Raw genomic sequence first — 23,517 nt, forward strand, 5'->3', positions numbered from 1 at the left:
CGCCCGCGAGATTCGCCGCACGGTGGAACTCGCGGGCGTCCGACTGTCTCTCGACGAGCCGGCTCGTCCTCATTCGGCAGCATTCTGCTTCTTGCCCGATGCCCTACCCGCTGATAAGCGGGAGGACGAGCCACGTCAGCGCCACACGACGCTAACGAAGCACCCGAATGCTCTCGATCCGAATGTCTCCGGGGGCGGTGAGCGGGTCGAACCGGAGCGCGGCGAGCGGACTGCCCTGGGGTGGGATACTCACCCGGTAGACGTGCGGGCCACCCGACTCGACCGCGAATCTGATGCTCCGGGCCTCCGCCGCACCGGGCTCGTCCACGGTTCCCCAGAAGAGCTGTGCCTCGGTCGCGATCGACGACGTCATCGTGATCTCGACCGTCGTCCCAGATGCCGCATCCAACGACATCGGCCCTGAAAAGGACAGGTTCGGATCCCCGCCGGTGGATGTCGCGTGAAGCGCGCCATCCACTACGGTGAAGCCTGCGAGCTGGTTCGCAGGCTCCCACCCCTCGGCGTCGCCGGCCGTGTCGAAGTTCCATGACTCCATGACCGAGGTGATCCGCACCTCGGCGTGGTCGCCCGCCGTGCCGTCGTCGTAGGCGGCAACGACCTCGACCGTTCCGGCCGGCAGCTCGGCGCCCGACGGTGACGTCACGGAGGTGCTCACGCTCGCCTCGGCCCCGCCGTCGAGTTCGTACGGAACGGTCGCGGCGTCCAGGCGCCAGCCATCCGGAGCAGTGAACTCGACGACACCGGTCAGCGGCGCCTCCGGTCGCCGGTTCCGAATTGTGACCGTCACCGTCGCCGAGTCTCCGGGTTCCTCGAGCACCTCAGGATCGGCGCGCACCGACGTGATCTCGACCGGAGAGACCACGTTCACGACCGTCGATACCGGGATCGCGATCGTGGCCTGCCCTTGCCGGAAGGTCACGATGCCGTCGACGGCGACATCAGCGGCGATCGACTCGTCGGCCCCGACCGACACCGTCAGCGGCAGCACCGCCGAGGTGCCGGGCTCCACCGCCCGCGGGCTCGTGCCCGGCTCTGCCGACCAACCGGCGGGCAGGTCGAGACTGACGGTTGGATCAGCCAGGCGTGTGGTGCCGGTGTTCTCGATCGTCGCCTCGATGAGGGCGGTGGAGCCGGGAACCACGTCGGCCTCCGTGAAACTCAGCGATGCGGTCACCCCGAGCAGCAGCGTGCTGGTGAGCGACAATGCGGCGTCGAGCCGGTGGAGCGAAGCGAGTAGCGCTGCGGCATCGGTCGGTGTGATCGATCCGTCGTCCGCCCAGGACTCGAGCAACTCTCTCAGCTTCGTCGCCTTGGCCAGGGCCTTCGTTGCGGCCTTCAGGCCGGCCGGCGCCGTGCCGTCGACGATGTGCTGGCGGCTCGAGTCGACGGTACGAGCGAGCACGGAAGCCTGGGCGAGCAGCCGGCCGCCGACCTTCCGCGCGACGTCGCCGGACGCGACGAGATCGGCGACCTGACTCCGGAAGGCCGCAGCCTCGTCCGCGGCCCGACCGATGTGGCCGCGAATGTCATCCGACTCGAAGGCGTAACTCCCCGACCCAACCTCGAACACCGCGGCGCCGTCCTGCATCCGCACGAACGTGACGCCTGGCGCCTCGCCCGCGCTGGTGCCGCCTTCGACCACGCCATGCTCGCTGACCGCAGGAACGTGGACCAGCGCTGTGGTGTTGGCCGGAACAGTCACGTCGAGAGTGAGTTCATGACCGCTCACCTGCTTCCACGACGAACGGATCACACCGTAGGGCGAGTCAAGGCTCACATCGGCATGCGTGAGCCCGCCGCCCGGTCGTGGGGCGATGTCGAAGGTCGAATAGCCCGGCCCGGTCGCCGTGATCCCCGCGATCGAGGAGTACATCCACTCGCCGACTGCGCCGTACGCGTAGTGATTGAAGGAGTTCATGCCCGGGTCCTGGAACGAACCGTCGGGTCGGATGGAGTCCCACCGCTCCCAGGTGGTGGTGGCTCCCATCGTCAGCTCGTACAACCACGACGGGTACTCCTTCTCGAGCAGCAGCCGGTAGGCCACATCGTCGCGTCCCACGGCTGACAGCGCCGGCAGCAGGTGCGGTGTACCGAGGAATCCGGTGGACAAGTGCCAGTCGCGGGCCTCGATGGCCGCGACGAATCGGTCTCCGACCGCGTCCAGCCGCTCCTCGGGGACGAGCCCCATTCCGATCGACATCGTGTACGCCGCCTGCGAGCCGGTGTCGATGGTGCCATCGGGGGCGATGAATCGCTCGGCGAAGGCCGTTCGGATCTCGTCGAACAACTCGCCGAGTGCATCCGCCTCCTCGTCTCTGCCGGTGGCGCGCGCCATTTCACTCATCAGGTGCGCGTCGTACGCGTAGTACGCCGTGGCGATCAACGAGTTGGACGTGGGGTCATCGAGGTTCAACCAGTCGCCGATCCCGTGCCCCTCGGGGACGATGCCGTCGTGCGCGACCGAAGTCCAGAAGCCGAGCAGATCGTCCATCATCGTCCAGTTGTCGTCGATGACGTGCGTGTCTCCGTACTGCTTCCAGAGAGTATGGGTCACGGTGACGGCGGCGTCGCCCCACCCGGCCGAGACGTTGCTCTCGCCGATACCCGGCTCCGTGCCGGGAGCGACGCCCGGAAGCGCCCCGTTCGGGGCCTGCCGGAGCCGCAAGTCCCGGAGCCATTTCGTCAGGAACGCGTACGCGTCATGGTTGAACGTCGCGGTGTCTGCGATGGCGTTGAGGTCGCCCGAATAACCCAGCCGCTCGTCACGGGCCGGAGTGTCGGTGGGGACCGAGAGGAAGTTCCCCCTCACACCCCAGACGATGTTGGACTGCAACTGGTTCAGCATCGGGTCGGACGTGTCGAACGTCGAGATGGGCCGGTTGTCGGTGCCCACCACGACGCCGGTGAGGTCTGCCGCTGCGGGCGGGGCATCCAAGCCGGTGATCTCGACGTACCTGAACCCGTGGAAGACGAAGCTCGGGCTGTACTCGACCGTCCCATCGCTGCCCAGGGTGACCGTCTCGGTCGCCCGCGCGGTGCGCAGGTTGGCGGTGTAGAGCGTGCCGTCGGGGCTCAGGACCTCGCCGTGTCGAATCGTCACCACGTCGCCGGGTTCGCCGGTCAGTCGGACTCGAACCCAGCCGACCATGTTCTGGCCCATGTCGTAGATGGTGACGCCATCAGCCGGCGTGGTCACGGCTTCGACGGGTCGCTCCTCGGTGACCCGAACAGGTGGATCGGTCTGAGCGTGCAGTTCGCCGATCTCGGGCGCGAGTACTCGGGCGGGAGACCACCCGGTCACGGAACCGGGCTCACTCCACGCGGGGACCTCGAGGCTGACGTCGTAGGTCTCGCCCATCAGGATGTCGGCATCGACGATCGGCCCGGGCGACGTCAGCCACGACTCGTCGGATGTCACGACCGAAGTCGTACCGTCGTCGTGGGTGATCTCCAGTCGGCCGAGGAACGCCGGGTCTGTGCCGTAGCGATTCGGTCCGATCCAGGCGAGGTGCCCGGCGTACCATCCGGTGCCCAGCTTCACGCCGATCGTATTCTCGCCCTGCCGGAGCAGCTCGGTGACGTCGTAGACCTGGTACTGGACCAGCTGGCTGTAGTCGGTCCAGCCCGGCGCCAGCTCGTGGTCGCCGACGCGCGCGCCGTTGATCTCCGCACCGTAGACACCGAGCGCCGTGGAGTAGAGCCGCGCCGAGCTGATGGGCTTGTCGATGCCGAAGTCCTTGCGGAGCAGCGGAAGGGGACGGTCTTCGCTCCTGAACACGCCGTTCTCGACCACGCCGGAGACCGCGAGTCGGCCGTCGCTCACGGTGCCGATGGCGAACGGGTTCACGCCGTCGGAGAAGTCCGTGTGGAAGAGCGTCTCGTCGCCCCGTGTGACGGTCACCTCATCGATGTCGCCCGACTCGCCCTGCGCCGATCTGAATCCGAGCGTGCCCGACGACCGCAGCGGAATGGGCCGGGTGTCGATGACGTGTCCGTCGATGCTCGTGGTGGCCGTGTCATCCGCCAGCTCGATCGTGATCTCGTGCTCGCCCGCGAACCCGCCGGGCAGTGCCTCGCCCGGGATCGGCACCTCACCGAGCAGTCCCCAGCTGCCGTTGACTCGGCTGTGCGGGCGCAGGGTGGGTGCTCCTCGCGCCGACAGCTGCCACATGTACGCGTTGTTCGCCGAAGAATCGGCGTAGAAGACGATCCCGAGCGCATCGACGATGTTGCTGGTCCGGATGCGCAGCGTGTAGTCGCTCCACTCGATTCCGAGCGTTCCGTCCGGCGGGCCGCCGACCCATTCCGCGTCCCACGACTCCGCCGTGGTGGCGTCGGCGGGGAGTGCCGTCTCGAAGCGGCTCGGCGCGGCCCACTCCGTGGCCGCCCCAGCGCTGTCCCAGGCCCGGACTCGCCAGTAATAGTTCGTCGTGGCCTGGAGCTCCTCGCCGTCGTAGGCCACGTTCACCGAGTCGCGTCCCTCGACTCGGCCGCTGTCCCACGCGTCGGGATCGTCGAAGCCGTCGGGCGACGTCGCAACCTGGATCTGCCGCGCCGATTGCACGATGCCGCGTTCCTCCCCCTCGAGCTTCCAGGAGAAGACCGGGGGCGCCGTGGGGATGCCGATCGCCTCCTCGAGGTGGTTCACGGTCAGCGACCCGGCTGTGACGGAGAGGTCTCCGTCGGGCTCGGCTTCGCCGGTCGTGACCGTACCCGCGAGCGAGATGATGAGCACTGCTGCCAGCGCCGGCCTCACGGCACGCTGTGAAATCTGCCCGATACCCCAGAACATCGCAGATGTCTCCCTTGACATAATTGAAGCGTTTCATATCGGGTGCTCCGGAGCTTACACAGCTTGAGCGAACTCGACAACCGGGCAACCGTGCGCGCTCGAACTCTGCGTTCCAGCGGCAGGGTCTCTTGGCCGGCAAGATCGCCACGATGCCGGTCGTGGCGGGCGAGAGGCGCTCCGCCATGGAAATCTGAAACGTTCTACTCGCGTCCGTCGAGAACCTGCCGCGAGTGATCGAGTGAGCCGGCCCCAGAGTCGAGTTCACGAGCACTCTGGATCCGGCGGGATGATGACCGTCGCGCTCCACATCGCCGTGTTCGTCGCCATCGTGTTCATCGCGCTCGGCGTGCGCGAGCTGCGCACGGGGGGCCGCTTCGGCGAGAGCCGCCGCAATCACGAGAGAATGCTCACATGGATCTGCTCCTCGTGGGGGTCATCGCCCTGCTCGCCATCGCCGCGGCGACGGCCGTCGCTCCGAAACTCGGTGTGGCCGCGCCACTGCTGCTCGTGCTCGTGGGCCTCGGCGTGGGGCTGCTGCCCGCCGTCCCGTCGATCGAGATCGACCCGGAGTGGATCCTCGCGGGCGTTCTGCCGCCACTCCTCTACTCTGCGGCCGTCTCGATGCCGGCGATGGAGTTCCGGCGCGACTTCAGTGCGATCAGCGGGCTCTCGGTCGTGCTCGTGGTCGTCACGGCGGTGCTCCTCGGGCTCTTGTTCGCGTGGCTGATTCCCGGCCTCGGCATCGCGTGGGGCATCGCACTGGGTGCGATCGTCAGCCCGACCGACGCGGTTGCGACGTCGATCGTGAAGCGCCTGGGCGTCTCACCGCGGGTCGTGGCGATGCTCGAGGGAGAGAGCCTGCTCAACGACGCGAGCGCGCTCGTGCTGCTGCGGGCCGCGATCGCGGGCGCAGCGGCATCCGTCTCGCTCTGGAGCGTCGCCGGATCGTTCGTGTACTCGATCCTCGTCGCCGCGGTCATCGGCGTCGCCGTCGGCTGGGTCAACCTGCGGGTACGAGCGCGCATCCCGAACCCGACGGTCAACACGGTGATCTCGTTCACGATGCCGTTCCTCGCGGCGATCCCGGCCGAGCACCTCGGCGCCTCGGGCCTCGTCGCCGCCGTGGTCGCGGGGCTCATCACCGGACGCGGGGCGGCGCGCTACCTCAGCCCGCAGCATCGGCTTTCGGACGCCCAGAACTGGCGCACGGTCGAACTCGTGCTCGAGGGTGCGGTGTTCCTCGTGATGGGGCTCGAGCTCACCGCGATCGTCGCCGACGTCGAGGCCGCGCACGCAGGTGTTTGGTCAGCGGTCGGACTCGCGGCGCTCGCGCTGGTGTGCACGGTGCTGATCCGCGCCGCCTACGTCGCACCATTGCTCGCCGGCCTCGAACGCCGAGGGCGCAAGGCCGCCTCGATCAAGGACGTTCTCGCCGATCGAGCGGCCGGCGGAACGGCGACCTTCACCGACCGCCCCGACCGCCCCGGCCGAGTAGATCGAGGGGATCGCGGCCGCGAGCGGGGGCGTGCCGCCATCGGGACGAAGCAACTGGAGCATCGGGCCTCGCCGGGAGAACGACGACACGGCCCCGTGCCCTCGGCCGCGACCCTCGAGCGCTTCCGCACGGTCTGGCGGCGTCGCGTCGCGGACATCGACTACTTCCTCGCCCAACCGCTCGGCTGGCGCGAGGGCACGATCGTGGTCTGGGCCGGAATGCGCGGCGTCGTGACGCTCGCCGCCGCGCAGACGCTGCCGGCCGAGACCCCGAGCCGCTCGCTGCTCGTGTTCATCGCGTTCCTCGTCGCCGTCGGCTCGCTACTCGTGCAGGGCGGTACCCTGCCGTGGCTCGTGCGCCGGCTCGTACCGGCGCGGAACCCGGACGAGAGCGTCGCCGAGCGGCGCGAACTGCAGCAGATGATGCAGTCTGCCGCGATGGCCGAGATCGCCGACGCGGACGACCCGGCGCTGCGTTCACTCGCGGAGCGCATGCGCGCAGCCTGGCAGGTGTCGCACGACGAGGGCGCGAACGATGCGGATGCCGCGACTGAAGCGGATGCCGCGAGCGAAGCGGATGCCGCGACTGAGAGTGAACCGGCGAACGCCCCGCCCGGGGCATCCGACCGCCGTATCGACCCCGAGCTCGTGCGCGTGATGCGACTGCGCATGATCGAGGCGGAGCGAACCGCGCTGCTCGACGCACGCGACGATGGCACGTTCAGTGCCGCCGTGCTCAGCGCCGCACTCGAAGATCTCGACGCCGAGCAGATCAGCATCGAGTTGAAAGCGGGCGCGTGACACGAGCGCGGCGACCGTGGCGATCAGCACGGCACCGAGTGGCACGAGGAACGCCGGACGGTAGGCCTCGAGCCTGCTCGCCGGGTCGCCGTCGAGAGCGGTGAGCGTGATGAGGCTCGCGACGATCGAGAGGCTGAGCGCGAAGATTCAGCCGACGGCGATGTCCTCAGCAGTGAGATCGGCGTTGACGGCTCCGGCGATCAGCGACCCGCCGCCGAGCGACACCGAGACGTTCGAGCGTGGATCGACCACGTTGCCCACGGCCCAGACATGCTCGACACTCGTGCGGCCATCGGGGTCGACCACGACCCAGGAGCCGTCCGCGTCGTCGCGACTTCGCGCACCCAATTCGCGCAGCAGCTGGTCTCGGGGGTGCAGCGTGGTTGCGGTGAAGATCGTGTCGACCGGCACCGACCTGCCGTCGCGCAGCTCGACGGCCTCGAGCCCGCCGGCGTTCGAGCGGACTGCTTGTACCCGCCCGGGCTCGATCCGAATGTCTCGCGACTCGAGGGTCCGGCGCGCTTCGACCGAGGGCTCTCCGAGATCGTTCGGGAAGTAGACGATCCGGTCGGACCACTGGCGCAGCTGGTGAGCCTGGTCGATCCCCTTGGGTCCTGCCGCGATGACGCCGATCGTGTGGTCGCGACGTTCCCACCCGTCGCAATAGGGGCACACGACGACGCCGCGACCCCACTGCTCGCGCAGGCCGGCAATATCGGGGAGTTCGTCGCGGAGCCCGGTGGCGACGATCAGCCGCCGTGCGGTCACGACACCCGAAGGGCCGTCGACCTCGATGCCGTCACGGCCCGCGCGAGCGGTCTCGACTCGCCCATCGACGACTACGCCCCCGTAGTGCCCGACCTCGCTGCGACCCCGCTCGAGCAGCTGCATCGGTGGCAGCCCGTCATGACCGAGTACGCCGTGCATGTGCTGGGCGACACCGTTCCTCGGATCACCCGAATCGAACACGATCACGCGGCGGCGCGCTCGCGCCAGTGAGAGTGCGGCGCTCAGCCCGGCCGGACCGCCCCCCACGACCGCGACGTCGAACAGATCAGTCATTGTGCGTTCCTCACGATCGGAGCTGCGGCTCCCCGGGTACCCGGGTTCCATCGTGCTGAGAACGGTCGCCGGGCGCAAGCGGTAGACAGACCTGCGGTGAGGACGACCGGCGCTCGGCGCACGCGCATGGTTGCGAGAGTCGCCGCCGCCACGTCGTCGCGGTCGCCTCAGTCGTGGCGTTACTCGGCTCCGATGCCGCCTCGTTCGCCACCGGTGGACGATCCCCGTCGACGGCGGCCTTTCCCTTCTTCTCCCCCGCGGTGTGGCTGAAACCCGAGCTGCGGAAGCGTTGGCTGCAACTCTGCGGGCGACCCCATTTCCTCGGCTCAGGTGCGGAGGTTGCGAAGATTCGCGCGGTACCACGCGACGGTGGCGCGGATGCCGTCGTCGAGCCCGAGGAGCGGCGACCACCCGGTGGCGGTCAACCTGGACACGTCGAGCAGCTTGCGCGGCGTGCCATCCGGATGCGACGCATCCCAGACGGTCTCGCCGCGGAAGCCGATGGCGTCCGCGACGATCGCGGCGATGTCACGGAGGGTGGCGTCGGTTCCGGTGCCCACGTTGATGTGCTCGTCATCGTCGTAGTTCTCCATCAGGTGCAGGCACGCGTGCGCGAGGTCGTCGACGTGGAGGAACTCGCGACGCGGGGTGCCCGTGCCCCAGTTCGTGACCGTGCGAGACCCAGCCAGCCTCGCCTCGTCGTAGCGGCGGATCAGCGCCGGGAGCACGTGGGAGCGCACTGGGGAGAAGTTGTCGCCCGGGCCGTACAGATTGGTCGGCATGGCCGAGATCCAGCGGCGGTTGTACTGCCGTCGCACAGCCTGCACATGCATGATGCCGGCGATCTTCGCGATGGCGTAGGCGTCGTTCGTCTGCTCCAGGGCGCCGGTGAGGAGCGCGCCCTCGACGATGGGCTGCTCGGCGAACTTGGGGTAGATGCACGAGGAGCCGAGGAAGAGCAGGCGGTCGACCCCCGCCTCCAGCGCCGCGTCCAGCACGTTGACCTGGATCCGAAGGTTGTCGCTCAGGAACTCGTGCGGATTCTTCGAGTTGGCCAGGATGCCGCCCACCCGCGCCGCGGCCACCACCACGTAGCTCGGCCGTTCCGCGTCGAAGAAGCGGAACACCGCGTCGCGGTCTCGGAGATCGAGCTCTTCGGGCGATCGCCCGATGACGCGACGGAACCCGGATGCGCCGAGCCGCCGACGCATCGCGGAGCCGACGAGGCCCCGATGACCGGCAACGTAGAACGTCGCCTCACGGTCGAGCGGGCCGGCCGCGCCGCCGAGCCGCGGAGGCTCGGCCTCGGATGTCGCCGTGGCGGTCACGCCGCTCGCCAACTGTTCCTGGCCGGTGATGCCGGTGATGAACGCACGTCGCGGAAGGTTGTGACCGGTCGTGAGGTGGGTGATCGTCATCGGAGACTCATTTCGTTCGGGTCCGGAGAGCCGTCGCCATCGCGGAGATGTACGGGAGGGGCGCACCGGGTGGCCCGCCCCTTCGTGTCATGCGGGCACGATCTCGATTGCGTTGATCGACGGCTGGTTGGCCGTGGCGCTGAGATCGATGTCGAGGTTCCCGTCGGTCACCGTGACCGTGAAGGTCTCGATGTCGAGGGTCGTGGGGCCGACATCCTGAAGGATCGAGTAGTTCGCCCTCTCGACCGGCCCGCCATCGAGGTTGATGGAGAACCGTCGTGCATTGACGTTGCTCGCCCCGCCGCTCGGTGCCCCGAAGTACAGCTCGACGAAGTGCAGGTTCACCGTGTAAGTGCCGTTGGGCACCGAGATGTCGTACCCGAAGGTCGTCGCGTTGTCACTGCGCGACGTGAAGTAGAGCTGGTCGTTCGTCGTGCCGGCGATCGCGGTGACGCCCGGGTTCGAGTACGAGCGGTATCCGCTCGAGCCGGTCGCTGGGTCGGCCGCCCAGGTCACGCCCCCGATCGTGAGGGCGGGGCCTCCGGCGTTGTACCGCAGCGTCGGCAGCGGCGGGGTCGGCGTGGACACGACGACGGTGCTGCTCGGCGCCGAGACGTTCATCGCGGCGTCGACCGCGAGGATCCGGTACGCCGAGGTACCACCGAGGAACACGGCATCCGTGAGCTGCGACGTCGTGATCGGCACCGGCGTGATCCGCGTCCACGGCCCGGAGGCCGAGGCGGCGCGCTCGACGTGGAAGCCTGCGACGTCTCCTGTGCGAGCCGGCCAGGACAGCGCGACCGACGGGGCCACGAAGCTGCCCTCGAGCCCGGTCGGCGCAGCGGGTGCGACCGTGTCCGACGGGGTGACCGGCACCACGTTGGTCACGATGTACACGTTGTCCTGGAAATCGCAGTTCGTCGGCCCGGTGCCGCACTGGTTCGGTGAGGCGATGTAATCGTGGCCGACCACCCATGCTCCCGGTACGACGGCGCCGGTGCGATCCCGCAGCGGCCAGGTCTTCACTGCCATGTAGTTGGCGTTGTTCGTGTTCTGCCCGTTGACCGTCATGTTGAAGTTGCCCGTCGGGTTGGTCAACAGCTGGGCGGCGTTCGCCGTGGCGGTGTTGCCCGTTCGAGGCAGGATGGCCTGGCCCCAGTCGGCCGACTGGGTGGCCGAGGTGCCGTTGACGTTGATCGTCTCGGTCTGGCCGCAGCAGCCGTGGAACGCGGCGAGCTGCCGCGCCTGCACCGGCTTCGTCGCGTCGAGCCGTTTCCACTGCGTCGGCCCGCGCACCTCCTCGCCGTTCAGCGGCGAGCCCGGGTTCTCCGAGCCGTAGCCGATCGACATGCCGCCGCCCTCGCTCGTGAGCGGCCCGACGTTCGTCTGGTAGTTGAAGAGGTTCATGACCTGCGGCAGCGGCAGCTCGCTGTTGCCCTCGGGCGAGCCCATGTACGCGCCGCGGAGGAACACCTGTGTAGTGGGCGACGCCGGGTCGCTCGAGACGATGTTCACCTGCGCGGTACGCACACCCTTGGCGCCCGAGGTCGCCATGAACTGCGCGGTGAGTGGAACCGTCTGCCCTGGCGCGATCGTCAGCGGCAGCGCCGGCGGCTCGACCAGTGCGAACTGCGACGCCTGCGGGCCACCGACCGCCAGCGAGGTGATGCGAAGGTCCTTCGCGCCGGAGTTGACCAGGTTCACCGTGGCGGTGTCGTTGTAGCGCAGGTTCGCGTGGGCGCCGGTCAGTCCACCGTTCACGCGGTGCATGATGAGGGTGTCCTCGTAGAAGCCGGGGACGACCTCACCGTTCGCCTGGTTGTTGACGCGCGTCGCCTGCTGGTTGCGCAGAGTCAGCGTGCCCCCGATGTTCAGGATCTCGAACTCGACGGAGCGCGTGGTCGTGCGGTCCGCGTCATCCGTCGCCGTCACGACGAGCTCGTAGTCGCCCACGGTGCTCAGCTCGAGCTGGCCCGTGTACGGTGCCGGCGCCGAGCCGTTCAGCGAGTAGGTGAGCGATTCGAGCGTCGAGCCGACGGATGCCACGGCCTGGACCGTCACCATCGCCTCGCCGCCCGAGTACTCGGTGTCCACGTCCTGCCCGTTGGCCTTGATGACCACCGACGGGGCGGCGGCCGAAGCGCCCTGGATCGTGATCCAGTTGAGCTTCGTGTTCGTACCGGTCGGGGTGATCGTGAGCTTGCCGTCGGTCACCATGACCTGCGCTGCGCCCATCGTGAAGGGTGCGAGACCGATGGGCGTGTAGGAGGACAGGAGAGACGTGCCCTCGGCGGAGACTCCGTGCACGGAGTCGAGGTAGCCGGCGTCGCCGACCGATGCGCTGACGGTGTACGAGCCGTTCGCGACCGCGTACTCCCAGACGCCGTTCGTCATGCCCGCGATCGTCCCCCCTGCCGTCGTGGTGTTCTGCATGAGGATGAGCGTCTGCCGCGTCGTGTCGCCCGTCGGGTAGGCGATGCCCGCCGTCGGTGCGGTGCGGTTGCGGGTGGCGTTCGTGCGATCGCCGGGCACGCCGTCGACGAGCCATCCGTGGCCGACGTTCGCCGCGTAGGCCTGTCCGTCGTCGTTGATCCAGCCCGACGGCAGCGCGACCCCTGTCGGCCCGAAGTTCACCTTGACGAGTGGCTGCTGCGTGGGTGGTTCCTCGAGTCCGTCGCCCTTGATCGAGAGCCAGTTGATCTTCGTGTTCGTGCCGCTGTTCGTGACGGTGAGCTTGCCGTCCGTGACGCTCACGTGGCGCGCACCGGTCTGGAACGGCGTCGTCGCGGTCGGCACGAACGACTGGATGATCGGCTGCCCCTCGACCATGACGCCGTGGGTCGAGTCGAGGTAGTTCGCGTCGCCCACCGAGACACCGATGTCGTACTCGCCGTTCGGCACCTTGTACTCCCAGACGCCGTTCGTGTACGTCGCCTGGCTGTCGTTGTCGATGAAGGCGAAGCCCCTGAGTTTCTCATCGGTCGGGAACGCGATGCCGCCGGTCGCCGCGGTGCGGTACCGCGTCGCGATCGAGCGGTCCACGGGCTGGCCGTCGGCCGCGTTCAGCCAGCCGAAGCCGCGCTCATCGGTGTAGGCCCCGCCGGACTCGGGCGCCCAGCCGTCGACCGCTGGCACGGCTGCCGGCTGGAAGCGGATCTTCACCTGCGCTCCGTCGCTCGGGTCATCGGGTCCGGGCTCCTCCACTTCGACGGGCACGATGTCGACGAAGCCGATCTTCGTGTTGGTCCCGCCGTTGGCGTCGACGGTGAGGTGGCCGTCGATGACCGTGAACGTGCCGGTCGCGATCCGGTGGTGGGTGTTCGAGCCCGCGGCACCCGTCGGGATGAACCCGGCGATGAGGTTCACGTTCTCGACATTGATCCGGTGCGATTCCGGGTCGCTGTTGGCGCTCGAGTCGCCGACGCCGACCGTGACCTCGTACTCGCCGTTCGGCACCTCGATCTCCCAGAAGGCGTCGACCTTCGTGCCGTTGAACGTGGCCGCGATGCTCTCGGGCTGCATGTGCATGATCGTGTCGAGCCGCACGTCGGACTGCACGGAGGCGCGGTCTCGGCCGTTGCCGGGAGTCGTGCCGCCGACCGAGATGTCGAGGTCGACCTCGGTGTCGGCGTCCTTCCAGCCGTAGGTGAGGCCGCCGCCCTGATCGGCGCCGGTCCGCACGCCGTACGGCTGCCCGTTGTCGCGGAGGTATCCGGCGGCGAGACGCCCGGCCGCGGTCGTGAAGTCGACCCTGATGGCTCCGTCGGGGCTGCCCGTGTCGTTCACGGGCCGCACACCGGTCACGAGGAAGACGTAGTCCTGGTAGTCGCCGTTGGAGGCGTCCTCGAAGGCCACGAGGTACGTGTTCGGAATCAGCACGCCCGCGCGGTTCTTCGCCGGGTAGATGCGCGCCCGGTGCGGGGTGCCCGTGTTGAGGCGATCCTCGGTGTAGCCGTACCGGTTGAAGACGTTCGACCGGTAGTAGAACCCGAACGTCGCGGTGCCGGGGTCGAACGACGGCAGGCTCGCCGAGGTCACCGGCGGCAGCAGGGACTGGTAACCCGACACGTCGATCGCACCGACCTCGTGCCGTTCGGCTGCCGCCCCGTCACCGGTGTACCAGCCGAACGGGATCGACTCCTGCGGCGCGTAGTGCGACAGGGCCTTCCAGGTCGGGTCGGCACTGCCGGACTTGACGAAGAGCGGTTCGAGCACTTCGTCGCCCTTCGCCGTGGGCTCGACGCCACCGCTGACGTTGTTCCAGCCGACGCTGATGTTGTAGCCGAGCGTCTTCACCACGTCGTTCAGCGGCGGCTCGTTCTCGCCCTCGATGCCGTTGGACGTCACGCCGTAGAGGCCGACAGTCGCCGAGCTGTCGCCGCCGGTGACCGTCAGCTGTGCCGAACGCTGGCCGATCGTCGTTCCGGGGGTGAACCGCACCTGCAGGGTCGTGGACGCTCCAGCGGCCAGGGTCGAGGGAACCGTGCCAACCACCTGGAACTCCGACGCGTTCGTGCCGGCGATCGAGGTGGACAGCTGGACCGTCGCGTTCGACTGGTTCGTGACCGTGACGCTCGAGACATCCCACTTCTGCGCAGCCGAGGCGTTGCCGGCGTTGCTCTTTGCGGCCGAGAAGATGAGTTCGCTCGACGACGAGGTGAGCTTCGACGCCTGCTGGCTCTCGGGCACCCGCAGGAGGTAGAGCTTCTGCGACGAGCCCGCCCGGTCGTACTGGTTGATGTACATGTTGCCGCTGTTCGGGTCCTCGACGATCTCGAGCGGGTCGTTGAACCCGCCGACGTTGCCGATGGTGGTGTTCGGAACGCCCGTGATGCCGACCTCGGTCTGCGCGCCCAGGATCTTGCCGCTGGCCTGGTCGGGCTGTAGGAAGATGAGGTCGTTGTTGTTCGAGAACCGGACGACGACGAGTCGGCCCTTCAACTGGCCGCCGAACGTGTCGGCCTGGTACTCGAGCATGCCGTTGGGCGACTTGTTGTACTCGAAGTCGTACGCGATGCCTCCGTAGTTGGCGTCGGGCAGCACGCCGACCGGGTAGTTGGCGCCCTGGCCTGCCGACTTCGGCGGGTTCGCCGGGTCGTTGCCCTCGTTCAGCACCCACTCGCAGCGGGTGGGGTTCGGGTGGCCGTAGTACTTGCCGGGCTGGATGTCGAACAGCAGGTCGCGCTGCGTGCCGATGTTGCCTCGGGCCGGCACGCTGCCACCGGTGTAGCCGCGGCGCTCGCACTGGGATGTGACGTCCTGGCCGTTCACCGCGCTGTAGCCGGGGATGCCGGCGGCGGCGACTCGGGTGAACGTGCCGTTCGCGTTCGCGGTGACACCCGGCGTGTTCGCGCCGCCCGCGGTGCCGTTGGTCGCCGTGTAGAGGTGACCGTTGCTGTGCCACACGAGGTCGTAGGCGTTGCGGATGCCGGTCGCGTACAGCTTGAGCGGAGCGCTGGCCGCGAACGGGTCGTACGGGTTCGCGACCCCCGCCGTCTGCACGTTGATCGGAGCGCCGCCGGCTGCAGCCGCCTGCACCCGGGAGTCGTCGGGGTCGAACACGAGGACCGAGGCGGTGAGCAGCTGCTCGCCCCGCTGGCCCCACGAGCCGTCGTTGTCGCCGGACGCCTGGTTCGAGCCCTGCATGAGGTAGATACGGCCGTCGGGGCCGTAGGCCATCGAGTTGGTCAAGTGGTCGTTCTGCGAACGCGGCAGCCCCGTGAAGACCGGTGTCTTGGTCTCGAGGTTCGGTCCGGTCAGCAGGCTGATGCCGCTGATCCACTGACCGGACTCGCCGCCGACGTTGGCGCTGGTGTCGGTGACCCACAGGCGCAGGTCGCCGGAGGTCGAGCTCTCATCCCACACGAGGCCGATGTTCGCGCGACCGGCGTGGCCGAGGTTCTGCTCGTTCGACAGTGTGCCGTCGGCGTTCACCGTGTAGCGGAAGATGCCCTGCCCGATGGTCGTGCCGTAGAGCTTGCCGTCGGGGCCGAAGGCGAACGACGCCCAGTACCTGCCGCCGCCGATCGGCAACTCGACCTTCTCGAATGCGACGTTGGTGATCGGCTCGAACTCGCCGGGCAGTTCGATCGTGCCCTCGCCCGTCGTGAAGACGGAGGTGAAGGGCACGAACGGGTTGCCGAGGTGATCGCGCACGCCGGATGTCACGACGAAGCGGTACGACGTCGACGGGTCAAGCGGCTGCGTCGGCGCGAAGTTGACCGTGTCGTTGCCGCCCGAGGTGTTCACCGTGCCCACCACCGGGGTGCCCGACGGCAGCTCGTAGAGCAGCACGTTGCCGGGCATCGTGGTGTCGTCGACGCCGAAGCCCGCGTAGGGCAGCTTGATCGTGGCCGCGACGCCGCCGTTGACGTCGGCGTCGACCACTCGGTTGGGCGGGTTGACCGTGTCGATGTGCGACACCCACGGCGTGCCCAGGACCTCGACGTAGCCGAGTTTCGTGTTCGTGCCGCCAAGGGCGTCGATGGTCAACCGGCCGTCCCACACGCCGACCGTCGTCGTGAACGTGCGGTACTCCGCGGCGGCCGTGCCCTGGAAGCCTTCGAGCGCCGCAGTGCCCTCGACGTTGACGACGTGGTTCGAGTCGTAGCCGTTCGGCAGCGGGCCCTGGTCGCCGACGGCGAACGTCACCTGGTAGAGGCCGCCCGGCAGGGCGATCTCCCACTTGCCCTCGGTGAGCACGCCGTTCGCCGGGTTCGGCGCAGTCGACATCCCGTACTGCAGGTGGATCATCGAGTCGACCTTGGGGTCGACGCCGGCTCGCAGCCGCTCGCGTCCGTTGCCGACCAGGCTCAGGTCGTGGCCGTCGACGTCCATCCACCCGTAGGTGAGGCCGCTGCCCTGGCCGGGGCTCGTGCGGGGCCCGTAGGTCTGGCCCCAATCGGCGTAGTAGCCGGCGACCGGGACACCGTCGGTCATCGTGAAGTCGATCTTGATGTTCGTGTCGTTGATGGGCTGCGGTGCCGCCACGATCTCGTTCGACACCACCGACTCGTTGCCCGCGAGGTCGACGGCCGTCACGACGTAGTAGTACGTCGTGTTGTTCTCGACAGCGAGGTCGCTGTATGCGGTCGTGGCCACGAGCGCCGGCGTGATGAGTGCGCCGGTGAAGTTCGCGAAGGGTTCGAGCGATCGGTAGATCCGGTAGCCCGCGACATCCGTGGCGGATGGCGCCGTCCAGGCGAGGCCGACGACTTCGTCGCCCGGCGTGCCCAGAAGGGCCGCAGGTGCGCCCGGCGCCTCGACGTCGGCCTCCTCCTCCCAGAGGCCCACGACCTCGTTCGACACGACCGACTCGTTGCCGGCCCCGTCGACGGCGGTGACCACGTAGTAGTAGAGGGTGCCCGCCGCCGCCGTGTCGTCGGCGAACTCGATACCGCCGAGCAGCGCGCCGCCGTTGAGCGGAGTGCCGTCCCTCGTCACACCCGGCGTCGTACCGCGGAACACGTTGTACCCCTCGACGTCGGTCGACGCGGATGCGCTCCAGCTCAGGTCGATCTCACCGTCATCGGCCGTGGCGATCAGCTCGGTGGGCGCCTCGGGAGCCGTCGTGTCCGGCGAGCTCCGCTCGTACTCGAACTGGAGGGTGGCACCGGACCAGCCCTGGAAGTACTCGACGACGATGGTGTGCGGTCCGGCCGCGAGTGCCGCGGTCCCGATGAACTCGGTCGGGCCCTGGTCGAACCAACCGTCGATCACCGTCGCGCCGTCGACCTTCACGCGCACGCCGTCGTCGACGAGGGCCCGGAACGTGTAGACGCTCGCCCCCTCGTCGATCGTCTTGGTGTAGCGAGCCGAATAGAGCGACGAGCCGACACCGTCGGGGCCCTCGTCGATGCCGTACACCTGGTCGATCGTGCCGACGCAGTCGGTGGCGATCGCCTCGCCGAACAGGCTGGTTCCGGCGAAGTACTTGACACCCCAGTCCGACGGTGCGCACGCCGTGGCCGTGTCGACGGTGTAGTCGAGCTCGATCGTCGCGCCGCCCCAGCCCTGGAAGTACTCCACGACCACCGTGTGCGGGCCGGCCGCCAGGTCGATCGAGCCCTGGTAGGCGGTGGGCGCCTGGTCGCGCCATCCGTCGATGACGGTCGTGCCGTCGACCTTCACGCGCACGCCGTCGTCGGCGAGCACCTGGAAGTCGTAGGTGCCTGCCCCGTCGTCGATCGTCCGGGTGAACCGGGCGGAGTACTGCGTCGAGCCGACCCCCGCCGGACCGTCACCGGCGTTGAAAACCTGGTTCAGTCCGTCGAGGCAGTCAGTCGCGAGCGGCAGGCCGGTCAGGGAGGTGCCCGAGTAGTAGGTCGCGGACCATGTCGAGCTGTCGCAGGCGGCCGTCTCGACCACGTAGTCGACTTCGAGTCGCGCGCCGCTCCAGCCCTGGAAGTACTCGACCACGACAGTGTGGGGGCCGTCGTCGAGGTCGATCGTGCCGGTGTAGTAGGTCGGGCCCTGATCGATCCATCCGTCGATGAGCTCCTCGCCGTCCACCAGCACCCGCACGCCGTCGTCGGCGAGCACGGTGAAGGTGTAGGCGCCAGCGCCCTGGTCGATGGTCTTCGTGTAGCGCGCCGAGTAGTTGGTCGAGCCGACGCCGTCGGGGCCCTCGCCCGCGGCGTAATCGTGGTCGACGTCGGCGAGGCAGTCACTCGCGACCGCCGCGCCCTCGAGGCCCTTGCCGTCGAAGTACTGCGCACTCCACACCGTCGACTCGCAGGCGGGCGATTCGACCGAGTAGTCGACCTCGAGGGTCGCTCCGCCCCAGCCCTGAAAGTACTCGACGACGAGCAGGTGCGATCCGTCGAGCAGGTCGATCGTGCCCGAGTACTCCGTGGGACCCTGGTCGACCCAGCCGTCGATGATTTCCTGTCCGTCCACGAGGACGCGGACGCCGTCGTCGGCGAGCACGTCGAACGTGTAGGTGCCGGCTCCGTCGATGGGCTTGGTGAACCGCGCCGAGTATTGGAACGGGCCGACATCGTCGGGTCCCTCGCCCTGCGAGTAGTGCAGGTCGATCTCGTCGAGGCACGCCGATTCGATCGCGGCACCCGCGAGGGTCTGGCCGTCGAAGTACTCGCCCGACCACTCCGTGACCGAACACTCGCCGGGCTCGAGGTCCTCCTCGGGAGTCGTGACCTCGACGGTGTTCGAGGACGCGGAGACGAGCTCATCGGTTCCGACGGCGACGACCACGTAGGCGTATGCGGTGTCCGGCAGCGCCGTGACGTCGGTGAACGTCGGTGCCGTCACGAGGTCGGGACCGTTCAGCGCGGTGCCCTCCGTCGAGACTGGTGACGCGGTGCCGCGGTACACGTCGTACCCGGCGACATCCGGCACCGTATCCCAGGTGAGGACGACGACGCCGTTCGCGTCGACGGTCGCGGCCGCATTGCCCGGTGCTGCCGGAGGCTGCGGCGGGAGCGGCACCTCGACGGACACCGCGGCGGAAGGGGCGGACCCGGGCACCGAGCCCTCGCCGCGTGCGACGACCACGTACGAGTAGGTCTGCCCCTCCTCGACCGTGTCATCGGTGAAGGACGTGCCGGTCAGCGGCGATGCGTTGATGGGCGAGCCGTCGGTCGGCACGGGCTGCGTCTCGGACCGGAACACGTCGTAGCCCGACGCACCCTCGACCTCGTCCCAGGTGAGGTCGACCTCACCTGCTGCGAGCTCGACCGCGACCCCGGTCGGCGCCGGCAGCGGCTCCGCGGCGACCTCGTAGATCTCGAGGAAGGCGAGCTTGCTGTTCGTGCCGCCGACCTGGTCGATGGTGAGCTTTCCGTCGGTCACCTCGACATCGGCGATGCCCTGCTCATACTCGCGGGCGGCGCTGCCGACGAACGGCGCAATGACCGGCTGCCCTTCGGCGTTGATCGCGTGGGTGCTGTCGTAGTTGGTCGTCGTGTCGCCGGCGGCCGCGACGATGCGGTACGTGCCGTCCGAAACCTCGAGCTCCCAAGTGGCGATCTCGGTGGTGACGCCGAGCGTCGGGTTCGGAGCGCTACTCGTCTGGGCGTACGCCAGGTGGATGATCGAGAGCAGGCGCGGGTCGCTCACGGCGGCGTTGATGCGCACGCGGGTGTTCAGGGCGAAATCGAACGGGGTGGCGTCGTCCGCCGTCAGCCAGCCGAACCCGGCCGCCTCGGTGAAGGCCGCACCCGCGTCCTTCGTGTACCCGACCGCGGCGGTGCCCGCCGCGGTCGTGAAGTCGAACTTCTCCACCAGCGTGCCGGCGGGCGCCGACACCTCGGCCGACGCAGTCGCAGCGGCAGAGGCGTTTCCGTCGGCGTCGACCGCGACGACGGCGTACTGGTAGCTCGCGCCCACGAAGACGTCGGTGTCGGTGAAGCTCGGTTCGGTGAGCAGTGCCGTGCCCGAGACGGCTGTGCCGGTCGTGGGAACGGGTGCCGTCGGTGCGCGGTAGACGCGGTAGCCGGCGACGTCATCGTCCTCGGGCGCGGTCCAGCCGAGGACGACCGCGTCGGACGACGCGTCGGCGACGGGCGATCCGGGAGCGGCCGGCGGGCTCAGCTCGGTGACCGAGAAGTCCTCGAAGTTGAACACCTGGACCGTGGCCTCGGGCTGGTTGCGCTTCGTCGCGAAGACACCGGCGAACGACGTGGCGTCGGGCACCGCGGCATCGAGCAGTGTGCCGTCGAAGAAGTTCGCCGGCAGCGTCAGGCTGCCGAGGGTGGTGATCCCGCCGGTGCCGATCTGGTACTTGCCGACGACCGTGCCTGTGGGGCTGCCGGCAGCCGGCGGGGCGACCTCGAGCCAGAGCCGGATCGGTCCGGAGCCGAGCGTCGCCGCATTCGTGTCGAAGTTGCGCTGGTCCTGCGGTGGGGTTCCCGACTGCAGGGTGACGCCGTTGATCTCCCGCGAGAGCTGGATCTGACGGTTGTTCTGCGTCCCGGTGCTCGTGCCGGTTCCGGCGACGACGATCTTCACGTAGTCGTCGTCGTCGGGTCCGAACCAGAGGCCGCCCTGCGAGGAGTTCATCAGAGCGGAAGGCGGTGTCACGGCTGTGCTCAGCCGGATGGGGCCCGCAGTCGCGTCGAGGCCGACGCCGAGTGTGTTGTCCTGCTTGTTCTTCCACCAGTCGGTGGCCGTCGGCGCCGGCGGCACCGCGGGCTGAACGAGGTAGGCGATGCCCTTCGACGCGGTGATCGCGAGCCTGCCGTCGGCGACGCCGATGTTCTCCGGCACGTAGTGGTCGGGATCGGCGGTCGAGGGCTGAACCATCGTGAACCCGGTGCCGATGTCCCCGGCCGTCGGGATGCCCCCGTCCTCGCCCGCGAAGTCGAGCTGGAGATCGGGCTGCACGGCGATCTCCCCGACCGGCAGCGGCGAGTACTGCGTGACCCACTCGGCTTCCGGCGGCACCGCGGCGATCGGAATCGCCGCTGCCGGAGGGGCGGTCACGAGCGAACCCACCAGCGCAGCGGCCGCGATGAACGCGGGAGCGAGGCGCTTGGAGAAGGTTGCGCGGATGCTGCGCTGCGAAGAGCCGGGAACTGACATCATTGCCTTTCCAGCGCACGCCACCACAAGGCCACAAGGGGCCGGACTCCAAGTGAGCGTGGGTAGCCGCGTCAGTGTCGGGTTCGGTTCGGTTCGGGTGAAGCCGAAGGCCCCATGAGGGCCCGCGACACTCGGCACGCTAGCCACCGACCGATGCGACGGCATAGACCTCCCGATCAAATCGCCCCCGAACTGGGGCAACCGCTCTCCCGAGCGCCGTCCGACGGCCGCGGGACCCTCCCCGAACTGGGGACGCGCGGGCTCGCCGGGCCCGTGCAAGGCTGTGACGGCCTGCGCTCGCCCGAGACGCGCAGGCCGCTGTGACGAGAGGAGGTGCGCGCGATGGACTTGCGGGATTTCCTCCGGATCGTGCGGAAGCGTTGGGTGCTCATCCTGGTGCTCACCCTGCTGGGCGCCGCTGCCACCGCCACGTACTCAGTGGTCGCCACGCCCGAGTACCGCAGCTCGGCCAGGGTGTTCGTCTCGACCTCCGGCGGCGGGAGCGTGGCCGATCTCGCCGAGGGCAACAGCTTCACCCAGCAGCGCGTGAAGAGCTACGCCGAGCTGGTCAGTGCACCGATCGTGCTTGATCCGGTGATCGAAGAGCTGGAGCTCGGACTGGATTCCGAGGAGCTCGCCAAGCTCGTCAGCGCGAGCGTCCCGTTGAGCACGACGCTCATCGACATCGAGGTCCGTCACCCGGATCCCGAGCTCGCCGCCGCCCTCGCGACCGGGATCTCCGAGAGTCTGGCGACCGCGGTGAGCGACATCGAGAAGGTCCGGGCCGGCGACGGGACATCCGGCTCGCCCGTGGGCCTGACCCTCGTCAAGTCCGCCAAGGTGCCCGACGCGCCGACCAGCCCGAACATCCCGCTCAACATCGTGCTCGGCGTGATCGCCGGGCTTGCGCTCAGTGTCGGTGCGGCCGTGCTGCGGGAGCGACTCGACACCCGCATCCACAGCGTTCGCGAGCTCGAGCAGATCACCGACCACACCGTGCTCGGCGGCGTCGTGATCGACTCGAAGGCATCGGGGCGTCCGCTCATAGTGCATGACGACCCGTCGAGCCAGAGAGCCGAATCCTTCCGCACGTTGCGCACCAATCTGCAGTACCTCGACATCGGCCGCGCGGATCGCGCCTTCGTGGTGACGAGTTCGATCGAGGGCGAGGGGAAGTCGACCACGGTCGCGAACCTCGCGATCGTGATGAGCGATGCGGGCGCCAAGGTGGCGCTCGTCGATGCCGACCTGCGCCGGCCAATGGTGGCGACCTACATGGGACTCGAGGGGGGCGCAGGCCTCACGGATGTGCTCATCGGCCGCGCGACGGTCGGAGACGTCATGCAGCACTGGGGGCGCGGTCAGCTCGGCGTGCTGCCGGCGGGGCGCGTGCCGCCCAATCCGAGCGAGCTGCTCGGGTCGATTCAGATGACGCGGGTCGTGAAAGAGCTCACCGACACCTTCGACATCGTGCTCTTCGACGCACCCCCCCTGCTTCCGGTGACGGATGCCGCGGTGCTCGCCCGCGTCGTCGGAGGAGCGCTCCTCGTCGTGGGCGCCAGCCGCGCCCATAGTGGCCAGGTGCGTGCGGCCCTCGCCGCGCTCGAGAACGTCGGGGCCACCGTCTCGGGCATCGTGCTCACGGTGCCGACGACGCACTCGAATGCGTACGGATACGGGCGCAGGTACGAGTACGCCTACGGCCACGCGTACCCGAAAGCGTCGCAGCACGGACCCGCGGAGGCGGCATCGGCATGAGGCTGCTCGTCGTGTGCACCGGCAACGTCTGCCGCTCGCCGCTGGCGGCGGCGCTGCTCGGGGCGCGACTCGGTGCGGACTGGCACGTCGAGAGCGCCGGCACGGCCGCCCTGGTCGGACAGCCGATGACGCCCGAGACACTCGAGCTGGCACGTGCCGGCGGCGTGCCGGATGTCGCGCACACGGCGCGCCAGCTCACGCAGGCGATCGCGGAGTCGGTCGACCTCATCCTGACGGCCGGACTGGCTCACCGCCGACACGTCGTCGAGCTGGCGCCGCGCGTCGTCCGCAGGACGTTCACCCTCCGCGAGTTCGCGCGGTTGGCTCCCGGTGCGGCCGACCGTCGTGCGTCGGCGCCGGCCTCGACCTCGCTCGCCGAGATGCTCGCGGCCACCGCGGAGCAGCGCCGGCTCTGGGTCGGTTCCGTCGAGCCCGCCGACGACGAGATCGTGGACCCGTTCGGCGCGCCCGCGCCCGTCTACGCCGAAGCCGGGCGCGCGATCGACGACGCGGTCCGGTCTACGGCTCTCGCGCTCAGGCTCGTGACGACAGCGCGCGAGCCGATCACGGCGACGGGTCCGTCGCCGGAGTTCCCCCGACCGTCGCCGGTCAGTCAGGCCGAGTGAAGGC

The 23,517-nt window shown here is 69.0% G+C and carries 7 protein-coding genes; 3 read left to right on the forward strand and 4 right to left on the reverse strand.

The annotated features are described in order from the left end of the window. Positions 1-151: 151 nt before the first annotated feature. The gene (locus tag AC1C2S_RS07750) at positions 152-4,834 is read right to left on the reverse strand and encodes a family 78 glycoside hydrolase catalytic domain (protein ID WP_495351948.1); all 4,683 of its coding nucleotides are present in this window, start codon (positions 4,832-4,834) and stop codon (positions 152-154) included. A gap of 390 nt (positions 4,835-5,224) precedes the next feature. Between AC1C2S_RS07750 and AC1C2S_RS07755 the strand changes: the two genes are divergently transcribed. Next, complete coding sequence (locus tag AC1C2S_RS07755; protein ID WP_495351949.1) at positions 5,225-7,108, forward strand: cation:proton antiporter; 1,884 nt, start codon at positions 5,225-5,227, stop codon at positions 7,106-7,108. Between the two features lie 147 nt (positions 7,109-7,255). On the opposite strand, the gene AC1C2S_RS07760 is transcribed toward AC1C2S_RS07755, so the two are convergent. The 3 genes from AC1C2S_RS07760 to AC1C2S_RS07770 form a co-directional block, all read right to left on the reverse strand. Further along, positions 7,256-8,170: an NAD(P)/FAD-dependent oxidoreductase gene (locus AC1C2S_RS07760; RefSeq protein WP_495351950.1), complete on the reverse strand. Its 915-nt coding sequence runs from the start codon at positions 8,168-8,170 to the stop codon at positions 7,256-7,258. Between the two features lie 326 nt (positions 8,171-8,496). Beyond that, positions 8,497-9,588: a GDP-L-fucose synthase family protein gene (locus AC1C2S_RS07765; RefSeq protein ID WP_495351951.1), complete on the reverse strand. Its 1,092-nt coding sequence runs from the start codon at positions 9,586-9,588 to the stop codon at positions 8,497-8,499. Between the two features lie 87 nt (positions 9,589-9,675). Beyond that, entirely contained in the window at positions 9,676-21,129 is an 11,454-nt protein-coding gene (locus tag AC1C2S_RS07770) for a PA14 domain-containing protein (protein WP_495351952.1), read from the reverse strand. 342 nt (positions 21,130-21,471) lie between these two features. Between AC1C2S_RS07770 and AC1C2S_RS07775 the strand changes: the two genes are divergently transcribed. Together AC1C2S_RS07775 and AC1C2S_RS07780 are read left to right on the forward strand one after the other, a co-directional pair. Next, positions 21,472-22,887, forward strand: a complete 1,416-nt coding sequence (locus AC1C2S_RS07775) for a tyrosine-protein kinase domain-containing protein (protein WP_495351953.1) — start codon at positions 21,472-21,474, stop codon at positions 22,885-22,887. After that, the gene (locus tag AC1C2S_RS07780; protein ID WP_495351954.1) at positions 22,884-23,513 is read left to right on the forward strand and encodes an arsenate reductase/protein-tyrosine-phosphatase family protein; all 630 of its coding nucleotides are present in this window, start codon (positions 22,884-22,886) and stop codon (positions 23,511-23,513) included. The genes AC1C2S_RS07775 and AC1C2S_RS07780 overlap by 4 nt, the downstream gene beginning before the upstream one ends. The last annotated feature ends 4 nt before the right edge of the window (positions 23,514-23,517 follow it).

This window comes from Agromyces sp. Y782 (genome assembly GCF_059445405.1).

Bases quoted from the DNA above. Each gene is read 5' to 3' on its own strand.
- AC1C2S_RS07770 (WP_495351952.1), bottom strand. From the start codon at position 21,129: ATGTCAGTTCCCGGCTCTTCGCAGCGCAGCATCCGCGCAACCTTCTCC.
- AC1C2S_RS07780 (WP_495351954.1), top strand. From the start codon at position 22,884: ATGAGGCTGCTCGTCGTGTGCACCGGCAACGTCTGCCGCTCGCCGCTG.
- AC1C2S_RS07750 (WP_495351948.1), bottom strand. From the start codon at position 4,834: ATGTCAAGGGAGACATCTGCGATGTTCTGGGGTATCGGGCAGATTTCA.
- AC1C2S_RS07765 (WP_495351951.1), bottom strand. From the start codon at position 9,588: ATGACGATCACCCACCTCACGACCGGTCACAACCTTCCGCGACGTGCG.
- AC1C2S_RS07755 (WP_495351949.1), top strand. From the start codon at position 5,225: ATGGATCTGCTCCTCGTGGGGGTCATCGCCCTGCTCGCCATCGCCGCG.
- AC1C2S_RS07760 (WP_495351950.1), bottom strand. From the start codon at position 8,170: ATGACTGATCTGTTCGACGTCGCGGTCGTGGGGGGCGGTCCGGCCGGG.
- AC1C2S_RS07775 (WP_495351953.1), top strand. From the start codon at position 21,472: ATGGACTTGCGGGATTTCCTCCGGATCGTGCGGAAGCGTTGGGTGCTC.